Source organism: Testudinibacter sp. P27/CKL/0425 (genome assembly GCF_052931395.1).
The window spans coordinates 463,241-487,206 of sequence record NZ_CM128801.1; the positions used below are offsets into that span (position 1 = coordinate 463,241).

General features: G+C 48.0%; 19 protein-coding genes, 1 tRNA gene and 3 rRNA genes. 9 read left to right on the forward strand and 14 right to left on the reverse strand.

Annotated elements, in window-relative coordinates; all coding sequences use genetic code 11:
- Positions 1-2: 2 nt before the first annotated feature.
- Together ftsX and ACUHGC_RS02360 are read left to right on the forward strand one after the other, a co-directional pair.
- On the forward strand, positions 3-938 hold the full coding sequence (gene ftsX / locus ACUHGC_RS02355) for a permease-like cell division protein FtsX (protein ID WP_446834085.1): 936 nt from the start codon (positions 3-5) through the stop codon (positions 936-938).
- Positions 939-1,005: 67 nt separating this feature from the next.
- Positions 1,006-1,497 (forward strand): YbaK/prolyl-tRNA synthetase associated domain-containing protein, encoded by a 492-nt coding sequence (locus tag ACUHGC_RS02360; RefSeq protein WP_446834086.1) that lies wholly within the window; start codon positions 1,006-1,008, stop codon positions 1,495-1,497.
- 127 nt (positions 1,498-1,624) lie between these two features.
- On the opposite strand, the gene ACUHGC_RS02365 is transcribed toward ACUHGC_RS02360, so the two are convergent.
- The 7 genes from ACUHGC_RS02365 to ACUHGC_RS02395 all read right to left on the reverse strand — a co-directional run bounded on the left by ACUHGC_RS02365 (position 1,625) and on the right by ACUHGC_RS02395 (position 9,435).
- Positions 1,625-1,870, reverse strand: a complete 246-nt coding sequence (locus ACUHGC_RS02365) for a hypothetical protein (RefSeq protein WP_446834087.1) — start codon at positions 1,868-1,870, stop codon at positions 1,625-1,627.
- Between the two features lie 229 nt (positions 1,871-2,099).
- Positions 2,100-2,215: ribosomal RNA gene (gene rrf, locus ACUHGC_RS02370) — 5S ribosomal RNA — on the reverse strand.
- 173 nt (positions 2,216-2,388) lie between these two features.
- Positions 2,389-5,394, reverse strand: a 23S ribosomal RNA gene (locus ACUHGC_RS02375).
- A 245-nt stretch (positions 5,395-5,639) separates the two neighbouring features.
- Positions 5,640-5,715 (reverse strand) — tRNA-Glu (locus ACUHGC_RS02380).
- Between the two features lie 86 nt (positions 5,716-5,801).
- Positions 5,802-7,342: ribosomal RNA gene (locus ACUHGC_RS02385) — 16S ribosomal RNA — on the reverse strand.
- Together the 16S, 23S and 5S rRNA genes with 1 tRNA gene alongside form the textbook arrangement of a ribosomal RNA operon.
- Before the next feature lie 335 nt (positions 7,343-7,677).
- Positions 7,678-7,776: a methionine/alanine import family NSS transporter small subunit gene (locus ACUHGC_RS02390; RefSeq protein ID WP_446834088.1), complete on the reverse strand. Its 99-nt coding sequence runs from the start codon at positions 7,774-7,776 to the stop codon at positions 7,678-7,680.
- A 9-nt stretch (positions 7,777-7,785) separates the two neighbouring features.
- Entirely contained in the window at positions 7,786-9,435 is a 1,650-nt protein-coding gene (locus ACUHGC_RS02395) for a sodium-dependent transporter (protein WP_446834089.1), read from the reverse strand.
- Positions 9,436-9,716: 281 nt separating this feature from the next.
- Between ACUHGC_RS02395 and ACUHGC_RS02400 the strand changes: the two genes are divergently transcribed.
- Positions 9,717-10,319: a nitroreductase family protein gene (locus tag ACUHGC_RS02400; RefSeq protein ID WP_446834090.1), complete on the forward strand. Its 603-nt coding sequence runs from the start codon at positions 9,717-9,719 to the stop codon at positions 10,317-10,319.
- A gap of 62 nt (positions 10,320-10,381) precedes the next feature.
- Here ACUHGC_RS02400 and aroE read toward each other — a convergent pair whose 3' ends face one another.
- The 5 genes from aroE to ACUHGC_RS02425 form a co-directional block, all read right to left on the reverse strand.
- The gene (gene aroE, locus ACUHGC_RS02405; protein ID WP_446834091.1) at positions 10,382-11,179 is read right to left on the reverse strand and encodes a shikimate dehydrogenase; all 798 of its coding nucleotides are present in this window, start codon (positions 11,177-11,179) and stop codon (positions 10,382-10,384) included.
- A 4-nt stretch (positions 11,180-11,183) separates the two neighbouring features.
- Positions 11,184-11,741, reverse strand: a complete 558-nt coding sequence (locus ACUHGC_RS02410; protein ID WP_446834092.1) for a Sua5/YciO/YrdC/YwlC family protein — start codon at positions 11,739-11,741, stop codon at positions 11,184-11,186.
- Positions 11,741-12,286, reverse strand: a complete 546-nt coding sequence (locus ACUHGC_RS02415; RefSeq protein WP_446834093.1) for a topoisomerase DNA-binding C4 zinc finger domain-containing protein — start codon at positions 12,284-12,286, stop codon at positions 11,741-11,743. Before ACUHGC_RS02415 ends, ACUHGC_RS02410 begins: the two co-directional genes overlap by 1 nt.
- Positions 12,287-12,347: 61 nt before the next feature.
- On the reverse strand, positions 12,348-13,469 hold the full coding sequence (gene dprA / locus ACUHGC_RS02420; protein ID WP_446834094.1) for a DNA-processing protein DprA: 1,122 nt from the start codon (positions 13,467-13,469) through the stop codon (positions 12,348-12,350).
- Between the two features lie 109 nt (positions 13,470-13,578).
- Positions 13,579-14,262: an MliC family protein gene (locus ACUHGC_RS02425; RefSeq protein WP_446834095.1), complete on the reverse strand. Its 684-nt coding sequence runs from the start codon at positions 14,260-14,262 to the stop codon at positions 13,579-13,581.
- A gap of 145 nt (positions 14,263-14,407) precedes the next feature.
- Between ACUHGC_RS02425 and def the strand changes: the two genes are divergently transcribed.
- The 6 genes from def (at position 14,408) to mscL (ending at position 20,607) form a co-directional block, all read left to right on the forward strand.
- Entirely contained in the window at positions 14,408-14,914 is a 507-nt protein-coding gene (def, locus tag ACUHGC_RS02430) for a peptide deformylase (RefSeq protein ID WP_446834096.1), read from the forward strand.
- A 60-nt stretch (positions 14,915-14,974) separates the two neighbouring features.
- The gene (fmt, locus tag ACUHGC_RS02435; protein ID WP_446834821.1) at positions 14,975-15,931 is read left to right on the forward strand and encodes a methionyl-tRNA formyltransferase; all 957 of its coding nucleotides are present in this window, start codon (positions 14,975-14,977) and stop codon (positions 15,929-15,931) included.
- 25 nt (positions 15,932-15,956) lie between these two features.
- Positions 15,957-17,252, forward strand: a complete 1,296-nt coding sequence (gene rsmB, locus ACUHGC_RS02440; protein WP_446834097.1) for a 16S rRNA (cytosine(967)-C(5))-methyltransferase RsmB — start codon at positions 15,957-15,959, stop codon at positions 17,250-17,252.
- An 18-nt stretch (positions 17,253-17,270) separates the two neighbouring features.
- Positions 17,271-18,647, forward strand: a complete 1,377-nt coding sequence (gene trkA, locus ACUHGC_RS02445; RefSeq protein WP_446834098.1) for a Trk system potassium transporter TrkA — start codon at positions 17,271-17,273, stop codon at positions 18,645-18,647.
- A 21-nt stretch (positions 18,648-18,668) separates the two neighbouring features.
- A complete protein-coding gene (locus ACUHGC_RS02450) occupies positions 18,669-20,111 on the forward strand; it encodes a TrkH family potassium uptake protein (protein ID WP_446834099.1) in 1,443 nt (480 codons plus the stop codon).
- 97 nt (positions 20,112-20,208) lie between these two features.
- Positions 20,209-20,607, forward strand: a complete 399-nt coding sequence (gene mscL / locus ACUHGC_RS02455) for a large-conductance mechanosensitive channel protein MscL (RefSeq protein WP_446834100.1) — start codon at positions 20,209-20,211, stop codon at positions 20,605-20,607.
- Positions 20,608-20,652: 45 nt separating this feature from the next.
- On the opposite strand, the gene selB is transcribed toward mscL, so the two are convergent.
- Positions 20,653-22,521: a selenocysteine-specific translation elongation factor gene (gene selB / locus ACUHGC_RS02460; RefSeq protein ID WP_446834101.1), complete on the reverse strand. Its 1,869-nt coding sequence runs from the start codon at positions 22,519-22,521 to the stop codon at positions 20,653-20,655.
- Positions 22,518-23,906, reverse strand: a complete 1,389-nt coding sequence (gene selA / locus ACUHGC_RS02465; RefSeq protein WP_446834102.1) for an L-seryl-tRNA(Sec) selenium transferase — start codon at positions 23,904-23,906, stop codon at positions 22,518-22,520. The genes selB and selA overlap by 4 nt, the downstream gene beginning before the upstream one ends.
- Positions 23,907-23,966 lie beyond the last annotated feature (60 nt).

A 23,966-nucleotide genomic window follows, 5' to 3' on the forward strand; every position in this document is an offset into this window, starting at 1 on the left:
AGATGAATTCACGTCGTTTACAAGCGCCTTTTTGGATGCAAACCCAATATGTATTGAAATCGGTATTGGCGGATTTATGGCTAAAACGGGTCGGCACATTGCTAACGGTGTTGGTGATTGCGGTTTCCCTGACCATTCCGACCATCAGTTATTTATTGTGGAAAAACACCAAAGAGGCGGCAAACAAATTTTATCCCGAATCACAAATCAGTGTTTATTTGGATAAAAGCCTGAGCGAAGCCGACGCCAATCTGGTAACAGAAAAGTTGCGTCAACAAAACGGCGTTGCCTCGTTGAGCTACATTTCGCGCCAGCAAAGCCTTGAGGAGTTCCGCGCTTGGTCGGGCTTCGGCACCGAGCTGGAATTGTTGGACGATAATCCGTTGCCGGCGGTGGTGACGATAAGTCCGGAGGACGAGTTTAAACAGAGCGCGAAACTAGCGGATCTGCGCGTTGCCCTGGGCAAGGTCAAAGGCGTGGACGAAGTGCGGTTAGACAGTGATTGGCTGGAAAAACTGGGTGCGATCACTTGGCTTGCCGGGCGAATTGCGGTGGTTTGCACCTTGCTGATGTTGCTGGCGGTGATTCTGGTCATCGGCAATAGCATCCGTTCCGATGTTTATAGCAGCCGCGCTAACATTGAAGTGACCAAATTGCTTGGCGCCACCGAACTCTTTATTTTGCGTCCGTTTCTTTACACCGGCTTAATTTACGGCATTATCGGCGGGATTTTAGCGGCACTGCTCAGCACGATCACTATCGCCTATTTTTCCACCGCGATTGAATACGTCGCCGATATTTTCGCAGTGAAGTATGAGCTGAACGGCATCAACCTAATCGAAATGCTGTTTATCATTATGCTGGCGGCATTCACCGGCTGGTGCGGCGCGTGGATCGCGGCGAAAAAACACATTAACCGTTTGGACGAGGGGCAATAATCGCCCCTTTGGCGGTTTAGTCAGGGCGCCCGAACCGCACTTTTACTTTATTTCAGCAAGGCGAGTGATGTCGGAACAAACCTTTAAACAAGTGGTTGAATTGCTGTCGCAACAGCAGGCGCGCTATCGCGTGGTGGAACACCCCTCAGCCGGAAAATCGGCGGATGTCGCCAAAATCCGTGGCACTGAAATCGGGCAGGGCGCGAAAGCGTTGGTCTGCACCTTGAAAGGAAATGGTGTGAAACAAAGCGTGCTGGCGATTTTGCCGGCGGATCAGCAAGCGGATTTAAACCTGATCGCCGCGGCGTTCGGCGCAAAAAAAGCCTCGTTATCCAGCCCGGCGGAAGTGTATGCATTGACCGATTGCGTATTCGGCGCCATACCGCCGTTCAGTTTTGATTCCCAGTTAGCACTGGTGGTTGATCCCAGCCTGTCGGAACGCTATGACGAATTGGCGTTTAACGCAGGCACTTTAGAGCGTTCGATTATCCTCAACACCGAAGATTATTTCCGGATTGTGTGCCCGCGCTTGGTGCGCTTTATCCAAGTAACCGAATAAGTGGCAGATTTATCTCGTCCGATAAAAAACGGCATATTACAGAGAATCCATATAGCGCTTAATGCCGGCATAAACCCCTCTTAATTTGCGGTGTTTATAAGGGAATTTACCCTGAGTATCCGGTATATCAGACGGCTCTTCTAAGTAGGATTTGTGCCGTAAAAAACCTGTGGTACAAACGAACATAAAGCTCATTTTTGTGACTCTGCTTGAGCGTTTTAACCATTGTTTTCAACTCCTTTCCTGCAACGGATTTAGGGTTTCTGCCCAGCGTTCTAATCACCATTGCAACAAGGTGAAATTGGCACATTTGGGTGGGATAATCCCCGTCGTCCATCGCAAGTAATAGACTGAATAATAAGTCTTTTTTCAAGAGGGAATCCATTATGACTAATACACCTAATTGTCGCCTGAAAAAAGTGACATCCATAATAAGATTCAAATTTGTGATTCGCTTTAAAGCCGTATTTGTGGGAGTAGCATTTATTGCAAAAAGGACTCTTTTTAGTCATTTTTCTACGATGCCTTCTGCCTTTGCCGTTTTTTATTTCCCCAAAACAAAAACCCCTGCATCTCTCGATACAGGGGCTATCTTATATAAAATCCGGCGGTGTCCTACTCTCACATGGGGAGACCCCACACTACCATCGGCGTTACAGCATTTCACTTCTGAGTTCGGCATGGAATCAGGTGGGACTACTGCACTATCGCCGCCGGAATAATTCGGCTTGATTGTCATTTTGTTCGTTCGTACTTATCTATACTTTCGTATCTATTCTTTCGTGCGTCACGCTATTCTTTATTCGGTCACAAGCTAATCTCTTCAAAAACTCTTTCTTATCAGGTTCTCTAGTTGACTCTATCCTCAACTCAAAAACCCTTGAGCGTTGTATGGTTAAGCCTCTCGGGCAATTAGTACGGGTTAGCTCAATATATCACTACACTTACACACCCCGCCTATCTACGTCTTAGTCTTAAACAACCCTTACCGACTCTTAGTCGGGGAGAACTCATCTCAAGGCAAGTTTCGTGCTTAGATGCTTTCAGCACTTATCTCTTCCGCACGTAGCTACCCAGCAATGCTTCTGGCGAAACAACTGGAACACCAGCGGTGCGTCCACTCCGGTCCTCTCGTACTAGGAGCAGCCCCTTTCAATTCTCCAACGCCCACGGCAGATAGGGACCGAACTGTCTCACGACGTTCTAAACCCAGCTCGCGTACCACTTTAAATGGCGAACAGCCATACCCTTGGGACCTACTTCAGCCCCAGGATGTGATGAGCCGACATCGAGGTGCCAAACACCGCCGTCGATATGAACTCTTGGGCGGTATCAGCCTGTTATCCCCGGAGTACCTTTTATCCGTTGAGCGATGGCCCTTCCATTCAGAACCACCGGATCACTATGACCTGCTTTCGCACCTGCTCGACATGTCCGTCTCGCAGTCAAGCTTGCTTATACCATTGTACTAACCTCACGATGTCCGACCGTGATTAGCAAACCTTCGTACTCCTCCGTTACGCTTTGGGAGGAGACCGCCCCAGTCAAACTACCCACCAGACACTGTCCACGACCACGTTCCGCAGTCTGTGTTAGAACATCAAACCTTAAAGGGTGGTATTTCAACAACGACTCCATAACAACTGGCGTTGCTACTTCATAGTCTCCCACCTATCCTACACATCAAAATTCAATGTTCAGTGTCAAGCTATAGTAAAGGTTCACGGGGTCTTTCCGTCTAGCCGCGGGTACACCGCATCTTCACGGCGATTTCAATTTCACTGAGTCTCGGGTGGAGACAGCCTGGCCATCATTACGCCATTCGTGCAGGTCGGAACTTACCCGACAAGGAATTTCGCTACCTTAGGACCGTTATAGTTACGGCCGCCGTTTACTGGGGCTTCGATCAAATGCTCTCACATCATCAATTAACCTTCCAGCACCGGGCAGGCGTCACACCCTATACGTCCACTTTCGTGTTTGCAGAGTGCTGTGTTTTTAATAAACAGTTGCAGCCAGCTGGTATCTTCGACTGACTTCACCTCCATCCGATAAGGACTTCAATTACCATCAGCGCACCTTCTCCCGAAGTTACGGTGCTATTTTGCCTAGTTCCTTCACCCGAGTTCTCTCAAGCGCCTGAGTATTCTCTACCTGACCACCTGTGTCGGTTTTCAGTACGGTTTATTATAAGATAAGCTTAGCGGCTTTTCCTGGAAGTGTGGTATCGGCAACTTCGACTCCGTAGAGTCTCCCCATCACGCCTCTGATTTAAATGACCGGATTTGCCTAATCATCCATCCTACACGCTTGGACCGGGACTTCCGTCACCCGGCTCACTTAACCTGCTCCGTCCCCACATCGCTCTTATAACAAGTACGGGAATATTAACCCGTTTCCCATCGACTACGCTCTTCAGCCTCGCCTTAGGGGCCGACTCACCCTGCCCCGATTAACGTTGGACAGGAACCCTTGGTCTTCCGGCGAGGGGGTTTTTCACCCCCTTTATCGTTACTTATGTCAGCATTCGCACTTGTGATACGTCCAGCATACTTCTCAATACACCTTCTTCCGCTTACACAACGCTCCCCTACCCAACAGGCGTATCACTAATAATCCTTCCTCACGCCGATTCAACAGCATACCGTCTCAACGTTTAAAGGGCTTGACCAACTTACTCATTCCACTCGTAAGTTGTTAAGCTTAAGGCGTATTAGTGATACGCCTGATGCCGCAGCTTCGGTGACTAGTTTTAGCCCCGTTACATCTTCCGCGCAGGCCGACTCGACTAGTGAGCTATTACGCTTTCTTTAAATGGTGGCTGCTTCTAAGCCAACATCCTAGCTGTCTAAGCCTTCCCACTTCGTTTCCCACTTAACTAGTACTTTGGGACCTTAGCTGGCGGTCTGGGTTGTTTCCCTCTCCACGACGAACGTTAGCACCCGCCGTGTGTCTCCTAGATATTACTCTTCGGTATTCGCAGTTTGCATCGGGTTGGTAAGTCGGGATGACCCCCTAGCCGAAACAGTGCTCTACCCCCGAAGGTATTCATCTAAGGCTCTACCTAAATAGATTTCGGGGAGAACCAGCTATCTCCCGGTTTGATTGGCCTTTCACCCCCAGCCACAAGTCATCCGCTACTTTTTCAACAGTAGTCGGTTCGGTCCTCCAGTTAGTGTTACCCAACCTTCAACCTGCCCATGGCTAGATCACCGGGTTTCGGGTCTATATCATGCAACTACTCGCCCAGTTAAGACTCGGTTTCCCTTCGGCTCCCCTATTCGGTTAACCTCGCTACATAATATAAGTCGCTGACCCATTATACAAAAGGTACGCAGTCACCCCATTAAAGAGGCTCCCACTGCTTGTACGTACAGGGTTTCAGGTTCTATTTCACTCCCTTCACCAGGGTTCTTTTCGCCTTTCCCTCACGGTACTGGTTCACTATCGGTCAGTCAGGAGTATTTAGCCTTGGAGGATGGTCCCCCCATCTTCAAACAGGATTTCTCGTGTCCCGCCCTACTTGTTGTTAGCCTAGTACCACAATGGAATCTTCGGATACGGGATTATCACCCTCTACGATTGTGCTTCCCAGCACATTCTCCTAATTCCATCGCTATCACTAACGGCTCTTCCGCGTTCGCTCGCCGCTACTTACAGAATCTCGGTTGATTTCTTTTCCTCGGGGTACTGAGATGTTTCAGTTCTCCCGGTTCGCCTCAACACACTATGGATTCATGTGTTGATAGTGGGTTCTTCACCCACTGGGTTTCCCCATTCGGATATCGTGGAGTGATAGCGCTTCTTATCAACTCCTCCACGCTTTTCGCAGATTAGCACGTCCTTCTTCGCCTCTGACTGCCTAGGCATCCACCCTGCACGCTTAGTCACTTAACCATACAACCTCAAGAGTTTTCATCCCTGACGCTGTCTCAATTGACTCGTGCGTAAGTTTCCCTACGCTGACCTATCAAGTGCCTTTTATCACTCAACAAGTCCTTCGATTTCTCGATTACTCAGCTCTTACGATGTTATCTTCAATAAACTTTCATTCATCAAAAACAACTCGCTTGAGTTCTCTTCAGTTTTTAGCTTGTGTCCAAATTTTTAAAGAACAATACGATTTCAACAACATCGTGTTATGGCGTCCCCACGGGGATTCGAACCCCGGTTACCGCCGTGAAAGGGCGATGTCCTAGGCCTCTAGACGATGGGGACTCCGACCATAACACGATATTCTGTTATCTCTCTTCTCTTCATCATCAAACAATCTGTGTGAACACCTATACAACACATCAATCTACTAAGGAGGTGATCCAACCGCAGGTTCCCCTACGGTTACCTTGTTACGACTTCACCCCAGTCATGAATCATACCGTGGTAAACGCCCCCCCGAAGGTTAAGCTATCTACTTCTGGTACAACCCACTCCCATGGTGTGACGGGCGGTGTGTACAAGGCCCGGGAACGTATTCACCGCAACATTCTGATTTGCGATTACTAGCGATTCCGACTTCATGGAGTCGAGTTGCAGACTCCAATCCGGACTACGACGCACTTTAAGAGATTTGCTCATCATCGCTGACTCGCCACCCTCTGTATACGCCATTGTAGCACGTGTGTAGCCCTACTCGTAAGGGCCATGATGACTTGACGTCATCCCCACCTTCCTCCGGTTTATCACCGGCAGTCTCCTTTGAGTTCCCGACCGAATCGCTGGCAACAAAGGATAAGGGTTGCGCTCGTTGCGGGACTTAACCCAACATTTCACAACACGAGCTGACGACAGCCATGCAGCACCTGTCTCAGAGCTCCCGAAGGCACTCCCGTATCTCTACAGGATTCTCTGGATGTCAAGAGTAGGTAAGGTTCTTCGCGTTGCATCGAATTAAACCACATGCTCCACCGCTTGTGCGGGCCCCCGTCAATTCATTTGAGTTTTAACCTTGCGGCCGTACTCCCCAGGCGGTCGATTTAACGCGTTAGCTACAAGAGCCAGATATACACCCAACCCCTAAATCGACATCGTTTACAGCGTGGACTACCAGGGTATCTAATCCTGTTTGCTCCCCACGCTTTCGCACATGAGCGTCAGTATTTGTCCAAGGGGCCGCCTTCGCCTCCGGTATTCCTCCACATCTCTACGCATTTCACCGCTACACGTGGAATTCTACCCCTCTCTACAATACTCTAGATAAACAGTATGAAATGCAGTTCCCAAGTTAAGCTCGGGGATTTCACATCTCACTTATCTATCCGCCTGCGTGCCCTTTACGCCCAGTTATTCCGATTAACGCTCGCACCCTCCGTATTACCGCGGCTGCTGGCACGGAGTTAGCCGGTGCTTCTTCTGTGACTAACGTCAATGACTAACCCTATTAAAATTAGCCCCTTCCTCATCACCGAAAGAACTTTACAACCCGAAGGCCTTCTTCATTCACGCGGCATGGCTGCGTCAGGGTTGCCCCCATTGCGCAATATTCCCCACTGCTGCCTCCCGTAGGAGTCTGGGCCGTGTCTCAGTCCCAGTGTGACTGGTCATCCTCTCAGACCAGTTAGAGATCGCGGGCTTGGTAGGCCATTACCCCACCAACTACCTAATCTCACTTGGGTTCATCTTATGGCGCATGGCTCCGAAAAGTCCCACACTTTAATCTCTCGATACTACGCGGTATTAGCGACAGTTTCCCGTCGTTATCCCCCTCCATAAGGCAGATCCCCAAGCATTACTCACCCGTCCGCCGCTCGTCAGCAAGGAAGCAAGCTCCCCCCTGTTACCGCTCGACTTGCATGTGTTAAGCCTGCCGCCAGCGTTCAATCTGAGCCATGATCAAACTCTTCAATTCAAGTTCAATCGCTCAATGAATATCTGACCTAAAATAAATTTACTTCAGCACTCATTAAGACTTTAATATTTAAAATTTTCATACCAATGTCTTGCACAAGTGCCCACACAGATTGTCTGATAAATTGTTAAAGAACAACACAACGACTTGAACCTTTCGTTCATCACTGCGTCGTTGTGAGGTGCGCATTATAGACATTCACGAAATCTTTGCAAGCCCCTTTTGAAAGTTTTTTTGATTTTTTATTTACCTGACGGTTTTTTATGCAAATGTGCAGTTTTTTGCCTAAAAAAGGGCGTTAACCACTGGTTAACGCCCTTTTTTCAATTTAAAGCTTATTTATCGCTGCGGATTAAACGCATAACTGCCACAGCCAAGCCACCCCAGATGATCACTAACGCAATCACCATCATAACAATTGCAGATGTACTCATGTTGATCTCCTAGTTTTTATCAATTGAGGTTTGGCTAACCGGACCGTCCTGAGTCGCCACATTTAAGCCGGCGGATTCACGCAGTTTAATCACTTTATAATCCAGCTGTCTATCGAGAATCGGCGGTGCGACCGGCGCGCCGTCAATATCATGTTGATATAAACCGGAACGTTTTGACCAGTTAACTCGCGATAACAGGAAGGAAACCACCACAATCCCAACAGCCATACCCCAACCGAAGGTATTTACGAACCAAGTCGGATAGCCGCCATAACCCTCGGATAAACGCTTAACAATTTCAGTAATCAAAATATAGCCCAACATCACCGGTGTAATTCCACCGACAAAAATCTGCCATTTACGTCCCAGACGGAAAGAAGATGAAGCATTCAAGTGGTTACGCAAACTTGGCAGGGCGCTGACACCGGCAACCAAGAACACCACTGAAACCAACGCTGCGGCAACGATACCAAAGTTATTCACATACGCATCCACCACATCAAGCAATGCCAAGCCGGTAGTCGTCGGGAATAACAGCACTGAAACTAGCATCATCGGTACGCTCACGACCAAAGTTGCTTTCACACGCTTCATTCCCCATTTGTCTTGTACTGATGAAATAATCACTTCCAGAATCGAGATCATCGAGCTTAAGCCGGCAAAAACCAAGGAGCCAAAGAACAGAATCCCGATCAGTTCGCCGAATGGTGCTTCAGAAATAATGGTTGGGAACGCGATAAACGCCAAGCCGATACCTGATGCTGCCACTTCAGAAACCGGTTTGCCTGCCGCTGCCGCCATAAAGCCCAATGCCGCAAACACCCCGATCCCTGCCAACACTTCAAAACTACTGTTGGCAAAGCCGACAACCAAACCGGAACCGGTTAAGTCTTCTTTTTTCTTTAAATAAGAGGAATAAGTCAACATAATCCCGAAGCCAACCGACAACGAGAAGAAAATCTGTCCGTATGCCGCCACCCAAACAGAGGCATCACTCAGTTTTGACCAATCCGGCGTAAACAAAGTATTTAATCCTTCCGCCGCACCCGGTAAAAACAGCGCACGCACCACCAAAATCAGGAACATCACTAACAATAGCGGAATAAAAATTGCTGAGGATTTGGCAATCCCTTTTTGCACGCCCATCGCCAAAATACCGATTACAATCAGCCAAACCGCCACTAATGGCCAAGTAACCGAAGCGACAAACTCAAAGCTCACGCCCGGTTCGCTCGACATTTTCAGATATTCACCAAAGAAAAACCCCGCCGGATCGCTGCCCCAGCTGTGATTAATCGAGAAGAAAGTATATGACGCCGCCCAGCCGATAATCACCGCATAATACAGCCCGATCATCACACAGATCATGGTTTGCCACCAGCCCACGGTTTCCATGCCGCCAAACAGACGGCGGAAAGCCAACGGTGGCGAACCGCGATATTTATGCCCGATCGCATAATCCAAAAACAGCAGCGGAATCCCCGCGGTTAATAATGCAATCACATACGGCAGAATAAACGCGCCGCCGCCATTTTCGTAGGTTACATACGGGAAACGCCAGATATTTCCCAAACCGACCGCTGAACCGACCGCGGCAAAAATAAATGCCCGGCGACCGGAAAATGTCTCACGTGAAGACGGCGTATGCTGCTGAGCCATGCTTCAACCTCCTAAAATCAGATGATGATATGTTAAAATAATCGAGAATAGATAATATCTAAACTTCGCAACTATATATCATATTTTCAAGCCAAAAAAGAGATTTGTTTTAAAAAAACCGCATAAATTGGCGTTAATTACTATTTTATTCTCTTAAAAACCGCACTTTGCCACATTATTATTTCCTGTGATGAAACGATACATCAATATTTTTGTTATTTACAACCCCGATAGTTCAAAATAAGATACCAAAAACCGTCCCTAAATCAGGAGAAAATAACATGAGCTCTGCTTTTAACCAGTTACAACAAACTCGCCGTTCTATTTATGCTATCGGCAAAAATGTGAACCTGTCTAAAGACAATCTAACCGCATTGATTAAACAAACCGTGCGTGACACCCCGTCTTCTTTCAATTCACAATCATCACGCGTGGTGGTGGTGTTCGGTGAGCAACATGAAAAACTGTGGAATATCGTATTAGACACCTTGCGTAAAATCGTGCCGGCGGACGCATTTGAAGCAACCGAAACCAAAGTCAATAACAGCTTTAAAGCCGGTTTTGGCACGGTGCTATATTTTGAAGATCAAAGTGTTGTGGAAGGCTTACAACAGAAATTTGCTGCCTATGCCGACAACTTCCCGATTTGGTCGGAACAATCTGGCGGTATGGCGCAATATGCAGTGTGGCTGGCATTAGCCGAAGCCGGTTTAGGCGCAACCTTGCAACACTATAACCCAATCATTGATGAGGAAGTGGCAAAAACTTGGGGCATTCCGGCAAGCTGGAAGCTGCGTGCACAAATGCCGTTCGGCAGCATTGAAGCGGCGGCAGATGAGAAAATCTATATTGATGATGAAAGCCGTTTTAAAATTTTCGGCTAATCCCATTCGGATTTAATCGGATTATCTCAAGGCGGCATTTAAGCCGCCTTAATTATTTGTGGCTATTTCAGCAGTTGTTGGGTGTCCGGCATCACGCCGAACCACAGCGCAAAGGCGTGCGCCGCCTGTCCGATTAACATGCCGATACCATCGGCGGTCTGCGCTGCGCCACAGCGTTTCGCCAATGCCAAAAACGGGGTGTCGTCGCCTTTAGCATATTGCATATCATAAGCCAGACCGCACTTTTGCAGAATACTCGGCTGAATCTCCACCGTTTTGCCCTGCAACCCGAGCGATGTGGCATTGATCACCACATCAAACCGCTGATCGGGTAGCTGATTTAACGCCACTGCCTGAATCTCGCCATACGATTTAAATTTCTCCGCCAGCTGCTGCGCTTTGTCTAACGTGCGATTTGCCAGCGTGATGTGCTGCTGCGCTTGCAACAATGGCAACAACACGCCTTTGGTTGCGCCGCCTGCGCCCAAAATCAGTAACTGTTGATTCGGTTTCAACCAGCCCAAACGTTCCAGATCACTCACCAACCCTGCGCCGTCGGTGTTGTCGGCATATAAGCGACCGTCCACCTGTTTTTTCAAGGTGTTGCACGCTTCGGCTGTTAGGCAGCGTTCGCTATGTTCGTCTGCCAAACGGAACGCACGTTCTTTAAACGGCGCGGTGATATTACAGCCCTGCCCGCCGTCGGCAAAAAAGATTTGTAACTGCTGCTCAAACCGCACTTCGTCGCCCAGCATTCGCTGATAGTCCAGTTCAATTTGTTGTTGTTTGGCAAAATGCTGTTGAATTTGCGGCGATTGACTCTGTGCAATCGGATTGCCCCATACGGCGTATTTATTCATCTGTTTAACCCTGTCTGATCACTTGCTGACTAAAAATATCCCGAATCTCCGACGGCTTGCTTGCATTGCCGACCGCAGCGTCCAACACTGGAAAATCATCGCCAAATTGTAACCGCACTTGGCTTGCGTTGTAGCAAGGCGGCAGTCCGCTCAGGTTGGCACTGGTGGAAGTCAAGGCGGTTTGTGCCGCTTCACACAATGCGGCAACCGCCGGGTGGCGGCAAATTCGCACCGCCAAGGTATCAAAATCGCCACTGAGAAAATCCGGTGTGGCTGCACTTTTCGGCACCACCCAAGTTAACGGGCGATCATAATCGGCTTGCAGCCGCTGCCAATCGGTAGTCTGTAACCGCCGCCTGTCAATAAACGGCAACAGATAATCCAAGTGCGGTGCAATCACAATTAACCCTTTCGCTTTCGGGCGCTGTTTCAATGCCAATACCTTCAAAACCGCACTTTCACTCAGCGGATCACAGCCCAAGCCGAACACCGCTTCGGTCGGATAGGCGATCACCTGCTGCTGTTTAATCAGTGCCGCTAATTGCGCAATACTGTAATTCATCATTCTTCGACTTGAAATATGTGGCGGCACTGTTTGTCCGCACATTGATACTGGTTATCGTGTTTATGCAACGCCAACGGAAAACCGCACTTCGGGCAGGGCTGATTTTCCGGTTTGTGCGCCAGATTAAAACGGCATTTAGGAAATTGATCGCAGCCATAGAACGTTTTGCCTTGTCTGCCGCGGCGTGCCACCAACTGTCCTTGTCCGCAAGCAGGGCAAGCAATTGCTGCCTGCAGCTCACTGCTTTCCGCTTGTTCATGCACAATATAATGGCAATCGGGAAAATGGCTACAGCCGATAAACATCCCGTAATGCCCCAGCTTCAGCACCAGCCCGTTACCGCACTCAGGGCAGGCTTGCGGCAGCTGTTTCAACACTTTGCTTTCACTGTGTTGCAGCGGTTTCAAATAATCGCATTCAGGATAAGCACTACAACCTAAGAAAAGCCCTTTTTTACCTTGCCGCAAACGCAACGCCGCACCGCACTTCGGGCAAAGTTCGGTTTGTCGGGGTTGGGCTTCAAAAAGCGGGCGCTTGTGCATACTCATCTTCGGTTTGATCAATCAGGACATTATCTTAACCCGAATCAGGCGAGCGGCACAATCAGCAGCGACAATATCCGCCGCTCACACTGCGAACCGCACTTTCCAACTCCAGCTCCAACAGCTGCGACAACACCACGGCAATCGGTAAATCAGCAGCGATGGCTAAGTCATCAACGCTGATCGGTTCAAAACTCAAATGGCGATACAGCTCAGGATAAGCGACTTGCCGAGGTGCTGCCGCTTGCGCCGTTGGCGGTGATTGAAGTGTGGTGTTGGCGATTGATGTTGTAACTGCAAGTGCGGTCTGCGGCGGCGATGCATGATAATTCAGGTTCTCCAAAATATCCTGATAGCTCTCCACCAGCAATGCACCTTGCTTGATCAACGCATGGCAACCTCGACTAAACTGATTTTGAATCATCCCCGGCAGCGCAAACACCTCTCGATTCTGTTCTAACGCATAGCGTGCGGTAATTAGCGAACCACTCTTGATGTCGGCCTCAATCACCAGTGTGGCTAAACTCAAGCCGCTGATGATCCGATTGCGGCGTGGAAAATTCTCCTCCAACGGCACTTGATCGGGAATAAACTCGCTCACCAGCGCACCTTGCTCGATAATCTGCTGCGCTAATTTACGGTTGCGTTTCGGATACAGCTGGTTCAACCCGCTGCCGAGCACCGCAATGGTTTTACCGCCTGCCGCCAATGCCGCTTGGTGGCTGTAACTGTCGATCCCCAATGCCATGCCGCTGGTGATCACCAAGCCTTGTCGGCTTAATTCTCCGGCAAAATAGCGGCTCCAATATTCGCCGTAATCGGAACAGTGGCGACTACCGACCATCGCAATTTGCGGCTCAGAAAGCAACGCCCGATCCCCTTGCAGATATAGCAACAGCGGCGCAGATCCACTCTGTTTTAACAGATAGGGATAATCCGCATCAAAAATCGTGATCACCTGATTGACCGCACTTTGTGCCTGCCATGCTAACACCGGCTGAATATAGTGCTGTTGCGGTTGCAGCCAACGTTGGATCTGCTTTGTATTCCAGCCGAGCGTTGCCAATTGAGTGGCATCGTAATTCAGCAGTTGCTCAACTGAAACCCGTTTCAGCAAGCGCAAAATCGACACTGTACCAAGATGAGGAATTTGATTTAAGCGAAGTAAGAGTTCTAACGGCATAATCATCAAAAAAATAAAAAACGGTAGCTCATTTTGCCTGAAGCTACCGTTGTTATTCAAAATGACTGCGATTTTTGGAATTGGGATCGCAAAAAGCAGAAAATGGCGATTACGCCTCGTGTTCCTGCCCGACACAATTAGCCAAAATGGTTTTGCCGTCTTCCTCTAGAAAGGCGGTATCCCCTTTGGTGTATAACTTATAGCCGTAGCGTTTATCCACGGTGGTATAATTCGCGCCCGATGCCATCGGCATGATTTCCATTGGGATCATTTCGCCCATTTGGTAAATCACCGCATAATTTACATTCGGTGCGTTGATGTACAGCACTTCTAAGATTTTTTGGTTATCACAGCTATAATAAGTCTTTGAAATCGCCCCGTCAGTATGCGGCTGCGGCACATTCTCGGCGCTTGGGTTTTGAATATCCACCGTTAAGCGATACGGCGACTCGGCACCACGGCGAGCAAAAGTGCGCATTTGCAGCACCCGTACTTCATATTTGCCGCTTTTCGGCAGCACATAATCTTCGCCCACCACATAATCGTCCTGTCCGAACAACACCATTTCCGCGTGGGCATCACTGTCTAAATTCAACTTCAATACTTGCCCTTGTTTAGCGGTGAAAAAGTAACTGTCGTAAGCATCTCCTTTAATTTTGCCTTGATAAGTGGCTGAAGTTTGTCCCTTTTTAAATTGCACCGTGGTATCAGCGGCATAAGCACTCGGGACAGTCGCGAATACGGCAGCGGCTGTTAAAACGGCAAATACGGTTTTTTTTATACTTAATGTCATCTTGTTCTCCTAAATGAATAACGACTTAATTTAGACTACACAAAGTGCGGTTTTGTTGTGTAAATTTAGTGGGATATTTCTTTATCGCTAAAAAATCGTTAGAATGGCAGACTATTATTATCCGAATAAAAACAGAGAACCCAATATGAGCATTTTAGCGGTTGTAAAATACCCAGATGAGCGGTTGCGCATCAAAGCCAAACCGGTGGAAAGCGTGGACGATTCGATTCGTGAAATTATCGACAATATGTTCGACACCATGTATCACGACGAAGGCATCGGTTTAGCCGCCACCCAGGTGGACATTCACCAACAGATTATCACCATTGATATTGAAGGCGACAAACAAAACCAGATCGTGCTGATTAACCCTGAAGTGGTTGAAGCCAGCGGCGAAACCGGGATTGAAGAAGGTTGTTTGTCGATTCCGGGCTGTCGCGGATTAGTGCCACGCAAAGAGTTTATTACCGTGAAAGCACTGGATCGCAACGGCAATCCGTTCACCTTGAAAGCCGACGAGCTGCTGGCGATTTGTATTCAACATGAAATCGACCACCTCAACGGCGTGCTGTTTGTCGATTATTTGTCGCCGCTGAAAAGACAGCGCATCAAACAAAAAATGGAAAAACACAACCGTTTAGCCGCCAAATAACCCGATAACCTCTCGCTTGAGAGGTTTTTGTTTTGTTCCTCTATTTTGATGACCCAGATGATGAAACCCTTAAAGATTATTTTCGCCGGCACGCCTGAATTTGCCGCCCAACATTTACAAGCATTGCTCAACAGTCAGCATCAGGTGATTGCGGTTTATACTCAACCGGACAAACCTGCCGGACGCGGCAAAAAATTGCAGCCAAGTGCGGTTAAGCAACTGGCGGAACAGCACCAGCTGCCGGTTTATCAACCGAAATCACTGCGCAACCAAGAAGCACAACAGCAACTGCATGAACTGAACGCCGATGTGATGGTGGTGGTAGCGTATGGTTTGTTACTGCCGCAAGCAGTGCTGGACGCACCACGTTTAGGCTGTTTGAATGTACACGGTTCACTGCTGCCGCGCTGGCGCGGGGCGGCGCCGATTCAAAGAGCGGTTTGGGCGGGCGATCAACAAAGCGGAGTGACCATTATGCAGATGGATATTGGCTTAGATACCGGTGCCATGCTGCACAAAGTTTATTGCAACTTGGCAGCCGATGAAACCTCCGCTTCATTATATCAAAAATTGGCGCAGCTAGCACCACCGGCATTGATTGACGTGTTGAACGGCTTAGACAGCCAACAATTTTCACCTGAACAACAGAATGAAGCCGAAAGCAATTACGCCGCCAAACTGAGCAAAGAAGAAGCAAAATTGGACTGGACGCTACCGGCGGCACAACTGGAACGCTGCATTCGCGCCTTTAATCCGTGGCCGATCAGCTATTTTATTACCCAAGACGAAAAGCAACAGCCGCAAACGATTAAGGTTTATCAAGCCAATGTACTGCCACACGTTGCACAACCTGCCGGCACGATTTTAGCAGCGGATAAACACGGCATTCAGATTGCCACCGCCGACGGCGTGTTAAACCTGACACAGCTGCAACCGGCGGGCAAAAAACCGATGAGTGCGCAAGATCTGTTGAACTCGCGTCGTGATTGGTTTCCCGTTAAGCATAGCTTAAGCTAATCGGCATTTTGACACAGGATTAAACATGAAAAAAACCGCACTTTCCAGCCGCGCCATCGCCGCGCAAATTATTCAGCAAGTGCTGGATCACGGTAAATCGTTGTCCGCATTGTTGCCGGAAGCCAGCACACAACTGAAGCCGCAAGATCTGCCGCTGCTGCAAGAGATCTGCTTTGGCATTTGCCGCACTTTGCCGCGATTAGAACGAATTATCGGGCTGTTAGTGAAAAAACCGCTGAAAGGCAAAACCCGTATCGTGCATTGTTTGCTGCTGGTGGGGCTTTATCAACTGTTATATCTGCGCGTTCCTGCGCACGCGGCGGTTGACGAAGTGGTAAACGCCGCCAAGCAACTGAAAGCTGACAGCTTTCGCGCGCTGTTAAACGGCGTATTGCGCAGTTTTTTACGCGAACAACAAACAATTTTGGCAACCGTGGACAAACACTGGCAAACCTTGCATCCTGAGTGGTTGGTTAACCGGTTAAAACAAGATTATCCCGAACAATGGCGTGAAATTGTCGAGGCGAATAATCAAAAGCCGCCGATGTGGCTGCGGGTCAATCGCCAACATTGCACCACTGAACAATATCTCGATTTATTGCAACAGCACGGCATTGCCGCTGAAATCGGGCAACCAGATTGCGCGATTCGGTTGCAAAGTGCGGTCAGCGTCAACCAACTACCGTACTTTGAACAAGGCTGGGTGACGGTGCAAGACAGCCATGCGCAATGGGCGGCACTGCTGCTTGAACCGCAAGATAACGAACGGATTTTAGACGCCTGCGCCGCACCGGGCGGCAAAACCACCCATATTTTAGAACAAGCACCGCAAGCAAAAGTGCTGGCATTAGACATTGAACAGAATCGCTTGCAGCGGGTGAAAGATAATTTACAGCGTCTCAATCAACACGCTGAGGTGGTTTGCGGCGATGCCACTCAGCCGGAAAGCTGGCTGGCGGACGAGGTGATGTTCGATCGGATTTTACTCGATGCGCCATGTTCCGCCACCGGCGTGATCCGCCGCCACCCCGACATTAAATGGCTGCGCCAAGCACAAGACATTGACGCACTCAGCCAACTGCAACAGCAAATTCTGACCGCACTTTGGCAGCGATTGAAAGTGGGTGGCACTTTGGTTTACGCCACTTGTTCGATTCTGAAACAGGAAAATCAGCAGCAGATTGACACCTTTCTGGCAAATACTGCCAACGCCGAACTCTTGACGATTTTGACGCAATCCCAACCGAACGGACAACAATTTTTACCCGATGTCGATGGCGGCGACGGGTTTTATTATGCTAAATTGCGTAAAACAGCATAACAAGGCGGAAGCGATAACATGAAAATCATTATTCTCGGCGCCGGACAAGTCGGCGGCACGCTGGCGGAAAATTTGGTCAGCGAAGATAACGACATCACCGTGATCGACAACAACCAAGAGCGGTTGAATAATCTGCAAGATAAATTCGATTTGCGCGCCATTTTAGGCAACGGCTCGTCGCCACGTATCCTGCGCGAAGCCGGCGCAGCAGATGCCGATATGTTGGTGGCGGTCACCAGTTCCGATGAAAGCAATATGATCGCCTGCCAAATCGCCTACACCCTGTTCGGCACACCGAGCAAAATCGCCCGTATTCGCGAAAATGAATATATCCGTGAAAAAGACAAACTATTTCATAATGATATGATCCCAATCGACCATATTATCGCACCGGAAAAACTGGTGATCGATGATATTGCGCGCTTAATTGACTACCCCGGCGCACTGCAAATCGCCCATTTTGCCGACGAGCGCATCAGCTTGGTGGCGGTCAAAGCCTATTACGGCGGTCCATTGGTCGGCTATGCCATTTCGGCACTGAAAGAGCACCTACCGCACTTGGACGCGCGAATTGTGTCGATCACCCGCCAAGAACGCTATATTCGCCCGCAAGCCTCGACGATTATCGAAGCGGGTGACGAAGTGGTGTTTATTTGCGCCACGCCGTACATTCGCGCGGTGATGAGTGAATTACAACGGCTAGAACGCCCATATCGCCGAGTGATGATCATTGGCGGCGGCAATATCGGCGCCGGACTGGCAAAATATCTGGAAGATCGCTGTCGGGTCAAGCTGATCGAACGCAACCCACAACGCGCCGAACAACTGGCGGAAAAACTGTCGAAAACGATGGTTTTTTCCGGCGATGCTTCGGATCAATCGCTGCTGTTTGAAGAACACATTGAAAATATTGATGTATTTATCGCGCTGACCAGCGACGACGAAGCCAATATCATGGCAGCCTTGCTGGCAAAACGGCTCGGTGCCGCTAAAGCGATGGTGCTGATTCAACGGATTGCCTATCTTAACCTGATTCAAGGCGGCACCATCGACATCGGCTTTTCGCCGCAACAAGCCACCATTTCGGCACTGCTCGGTCATGTACGCAAAGGCGATGTGAGCAATGTTGCCACTCTGCGCAAAGGCAATGCCGAAGCGATTGAAATCGTAGCACACGGCGATCACGACACTTCGTATGTGGTCGGACGCAAAATCTCGGAATTAAAACTGCCGAGCGGCTGCACCATCGGCGCGATTTTGCGTGGCGAGGAAGTGATTATCGCCAAAAACCAGCTGGTGATTGAAGATAACGATCACGTTATCCTATTTTTGAATGATAAAAAACAAGTGCCGGAAATAGAAAAGCTGTTCCAACCGACACCGTTTTTCATTTAACTGTAATGTGAATGGCAAACCATGTTTAATGCAACCTTTTTACTCTATACGCTAGGTTCAATCCTAAAAAAAATCGCATTATTGCTACTGTTACCAATCATAACCGCACTTTTAACTGACGGTAAAGGACTGGCTGAATTTAGCCAGTCATTTGCCATTATCTTTTGCTTTGCCGCCTTATTAAGCCTAAAAAAGCCCGATGAAATAAAGCTAAGAGTGAAAGATTTATTTCTGATCACCAGCTTAGCCTGGATTTTTGTTTGTCTATTTAGTGCGCTGCCGTTTGTATTTATTAAACATATTTCTCTCAACGATGCCTATTTTGAAACCATGTCAGGGCTGACTACAACCGGTTCCAGCGTGCTATCAAATTTAAATCAAACCGCACCAAGTTTATTAATGTGGCGTTCCACCTTAAATTGGATTGGCGGATTAGGGGTGATCGTGATGGCGGTGGCAATCTTGCCGTTTTTAAATATCGGCGGTATGACGCTGTTTCGCAGTGAGTCATCGGATTGGTCGGAAAAAAACACGCCGCACACAAAAGACATGGCAAAAAGCATCCTCACATTTTATGTCGTCCTGACCGCACTTTGTATTCTGGCTTTTCTATTTAGCGGAATGTCATTTTTTGATGCTATCAATCACGCCTTTTCAACGATTTCAACCGGTGGATTTTCCACCCGTGACGCCGGCATGGCTGATTTTTCCCCTTTAGCACAGTGGATTTGTTTAGTGTTTATGTTCATCGGTTCATTGCCCTTTTTATTACTGCTACAAGCCAAACAAAAGAAATCACTGCTGCTTATTTTAAAAGATCAGCAAATTCGAGGTTTTGCACTATTTATCCTCATCACCGGACTTTTTTTAACTTTTTATCTCTACCAACAACAGCTTTTTAACTTTAATGACAGCTTACGAATCAGTTTTTTCACCCTGATCAATATTGTTTCAACAAGTGGCTTTACCTTAGCCAATTTTGATAGTTGGAGCACCACGACCACGCTGGTTCTGGCTTTTGCGTTTTTAGTCGGCGGATGTTCCGGCTCGACAGCCGGCGGGATTAAAATTTTCCGATTTCAAATTATTTTCACCCTATTAAAGGGACAAATCAGCAAATTGATTCATCCGAACACCGTCTATTCCGTTCAATATAATAGGCAAAAAGTCGCGAATGAGACGCTATTTGTCATTATCAGCTTCATTTTTTGCTATTTAGTCAGCATTGTTATTTTAAGCATTTTACTTGGTTTATGCGGCATGGACAGTTTATCTGCGCTAAGCAGCGCAGCGACCGCGATCAGCAACGTAGGGCCGGGATTAGGCGAGCAAGTCGGGCCGAGTGGCAATTTTGCCGCAATACCGACAACGGCAAAATGGCTGATGTCATTTGGAATGTTGCTTGGGAGATTGGAAATCACCACAATCCTCGTATTATTGTTTCCCGGCTATTGGAAAATATAATTTTTACAAAAATATAACTTTACATTTTCATATTAATATCTATAATACCGCCCAACAAACAAGTTGATTATTTTTTAAACAAGAAAGGATTATTTTTATGAGCATGATGAAAGAGTTTCGTGAATTTGCAATGCGTGGCAATGTAGTTGATATGGCTGTCGGTGTGATCATCGGCGGTGCATTCGGTAAAATTGTCAGTTCTTTAGTGGCTGATATCGTAATGCCTGTATTAGGTATTTTCACCGGCGGCGTTGATTTCAAAGACATGAACATCGTATTGAAAGAAGCAGTTGGCGAAGCTGAAGCGGTAACCCTGAACTACGGTGCATTTATCCAAAATATCTTTGACTTCGTGATCGTGGCTTTCGCTATCTTTATGATGATCAGAACCTTGAACAAATTAAAACGTGAACAACCGGCTGAAGAAGAAGCACCGGCTGAACCGTCAAGCGAAGAAAAATTGCTGACTGAAATCCGTGATTTGCTGAAAAAATAATTAAGCAATCTAACAAATGAAAAATGCCGCATTGTGCGGCATTTTTTATGGCTGCTCAAAAATATCACCATCGCGCAATAAATGTTGATAACCTTTACGCCGCAAAAAACCGCACTTGTCAAAATACTCAATGAGCTGCACCGTCATCTTACGCCCGAATTGCAATTGATCACGCAATTCATTCACCGAAATACTGCCGTGTTGCTCAATGTGTTGTTTAATCCGATCCGCATAGGCATAAATGGTTTCACTCAGGAAAAAGCGGTCTTTGATAATCGCGGTTAAATAGCCTAGTTTGCCCGCCTTATACAGCAAATTACGCATCACGCCCTCTTGCTGCGCCAGGCTTTTTGCCAAATCACGCACCCAAAGCGCTTGCCCTTGAGCATTGAGAAATTCCGCTTCGACTTTTTGCCATAATAGTTGTTCATCATCAGTGAACGCGATTTTATGATCGGGCAGATGTATCCAACCGCGAGTTTGCGCCAGCTGCGCATTATCCAGCAATTGCTGAATAAAGTGATAAATCACCGCTGGCGGTTGTTTCAGCGCCGCCATTCGCTGTAAACGCGCTTTGGAAAGCCCGAGCTGATCGGGGTGCTGCTGGTGATATAACGCCACCGCTTGCAATATACGTTGCTGCTGTTCTGTTTGATAAACCCGATTAAACAGCCACGATTGTACCGACTGAATATCCAAATCATGCTGTAATTCCAAAAGTGCGGTTTCACTCAACTGTTCCGCCCAGCAGACCGCACTTTGCTTCAAGCAGCCTTGCTGTAAATATAAATCAAGCCGTTCGGCAACATTTTGCGCTGTCGCCAACTGCCACAGATACGCCAATCGTTGCGGATTGCGCTTATAGCGTAGCGGTGATCCGACTTCCAACGCCTTCGCGCCCGCCAAGGTGTGTTGATTGTCGCCGCTACGCAAAATCAGTTTATCGCCATGTGCTAAAAACAACGGCTGCTGCAACACCAATTCCGCTAACTGTTTTTCATGCTGATCAGATAATTTATTTTCTAACAGCGTCAACTTGCCGACGGTATGGCTGGCGGCATGAAAAACATGCACCGCTTGGCTCTCTTTAAGCGATTGAATCGGATTGAGTAATACGGTCACCCGATCATAGCAATCGGCTTGTGGGCTGGAAAACAGCCAATCGCCGCGTTCAATTGTGACTTGCTCACCGACTAAATTAATCGCCAAGCGCTGCCCTGAACAGCCTTGTTGGCTTTGGTGGTTTTGCGCATGAATATTTTTCACTCGCAACGGGTATTTCAATTGGTTGGAAAGAAACAGATTATCATCGATCGCTATCTGACCGGCAAAGGCGGTGCCCGTCACCACTTTGCCGGCGCCTTTCAGATGAAAAGTGCGGTCAATCACATAACGAAATGGTTTTTCAAGCAGCTGATTGTTTTCTAACAATCCCGCTAAATGGGCTTTCAATGCGTCAATTCCTTGCCCGTTGGCTGCCGAGGTGACAAAAACCGCACTTTGACTTAACAGTGGGTAACGTTCGGTAATTTGACTTTGCAGATCCGTCAGTTGCGACGCCTCGACTTTATCCGCTTTAGTGATCACCAATATAATCTGTTCAAAATCTAGCAGTTGCAGGATTTTTAAATGTTCTTCGGTTTGCGGTTTGATCCCTTCATCGGCAGCAACAACCAACATCGCATAGCGCACGCCGCCAAGCCCTGCCAACATATTCGACAGAAAGCGTTCATGCCCCGGCACATCAATAAAACCGATAATTTGTTGATCATTTAACGGTAAATAGGCATAACCTAAATCAATCGTCATGCCGCGTTTCTTTTCTTCCGGCAAGTGGGTGGTGTCGGTGCCGGTTAGGGCACGGATAAGTGCGGTTTTGCCGTGATCAACATGGCCTGCGCTAACAATAATCATAATTCGTCCAAAGTGATAAGCAGTTGTTGCGGATTGGCAAGGCTGCGTAGATCCAACCACAATTTATTGTGTTCGATCCGTCCGATAATCGGCTGGCTCAGCTGTTTTAGCCAGCGGCTCAATTGCATCACGTCACTGCCGCCAGAGTGTGGGGTTAAGGTGATTGCCAGTGAGGGAATACGATACATCGGTTGTGAACCACTGCCGATTTGCGCCGAACTGGCTTCGATATGCAGAGTATAGTCGGCACCGAGTTTATCCTGTAATTTGGCCAATAACGGCTCGGCAAGGCGCTGTAATACGTCCAAATTTTGGGTTAATAACCTTAACGTTGGGTTGCTTTGCGTCAATTTTTCCGCAAACAGATAATCGCGCAAGGTGGCTTCCAAGCCGGCTAAAATCACTTTATCACAACGCAATGCGCGTTTTAACGGATGCTGCTGCAAGCGGTCAATATAGGCTTTTTTACCGACAATAATCCCCACTTGTGGTCCGCCGAGCAATTTATCGCCGGAAAACGAAACCAGATCAACCCCGTCTGCCAACATTTTTTGTGGCGTTGGTTCACTTGGTAAGCCGTATTGCGCCAAATCAATCAATGCGCCACTGCCGAGATCACTAATCAGTGGCAATTGGTGCTGTTGCGCCAAAGCGGCTAATTGTGCTTCGGAGGTGCTTTCGGTAAAACCACAAATTTGATAGTTACTGCAATGAACTTTCATTAAAAGTGCGGTATTTTCGTTGATCTGTTGCTGATAATCAGCTAATCGGGTGCGATTGGTGGTGCCGACTTCAACCAGTTTACAATTTGCCTGCTGCATAATATCCGGGATACGAAATGCACCGCCAATTTCGATCAACTCACCGCGCGATAAAATCACCTCTTTTCCTGCGGCAAAGGTCGCCAACATCAACAGCACTGCGGCGGCATTATTATTCATAATACACGCCGCTTCTGCGCCGCACAGTTCCGCCAATAGTTGCGAAACAGCATGATCACGGTGGCTGCGTTTGCCCTGCTGTAAATCAAACTCCAACGCCACATTTTCCTGCATCGCCGCCAGTGCCGCCTGTTGCGCCGACATGCTCCACAGTGCTCTACCTAAATTAGTATGTAGCACCGTACCGGTTAGATTATGCACTTTTTTCATCGCCGGTTGCTGTTGCAATTGCAGTGCATGTGCCACTTTTTTATACACCACTGACACATCACTGAAATAGCGCGGCAGCTGCTGATACTGTTGGATATGTTCGCGTGCTTGCTGTAGCAGCTGGCGCAGTTGCTTGACCACTGGCGTACGCCCAAAACGCTGAATCAACAGCTGCCCTTGAGCACTGTTTAATAGTTTGTCGATCGAAGGCAGGGCACGATAAAGAGAGTTCATAATCTTTCCAAATACGGTCATTGTGATGAGATGATCAATTTTAATGTTATTTTGATGAAA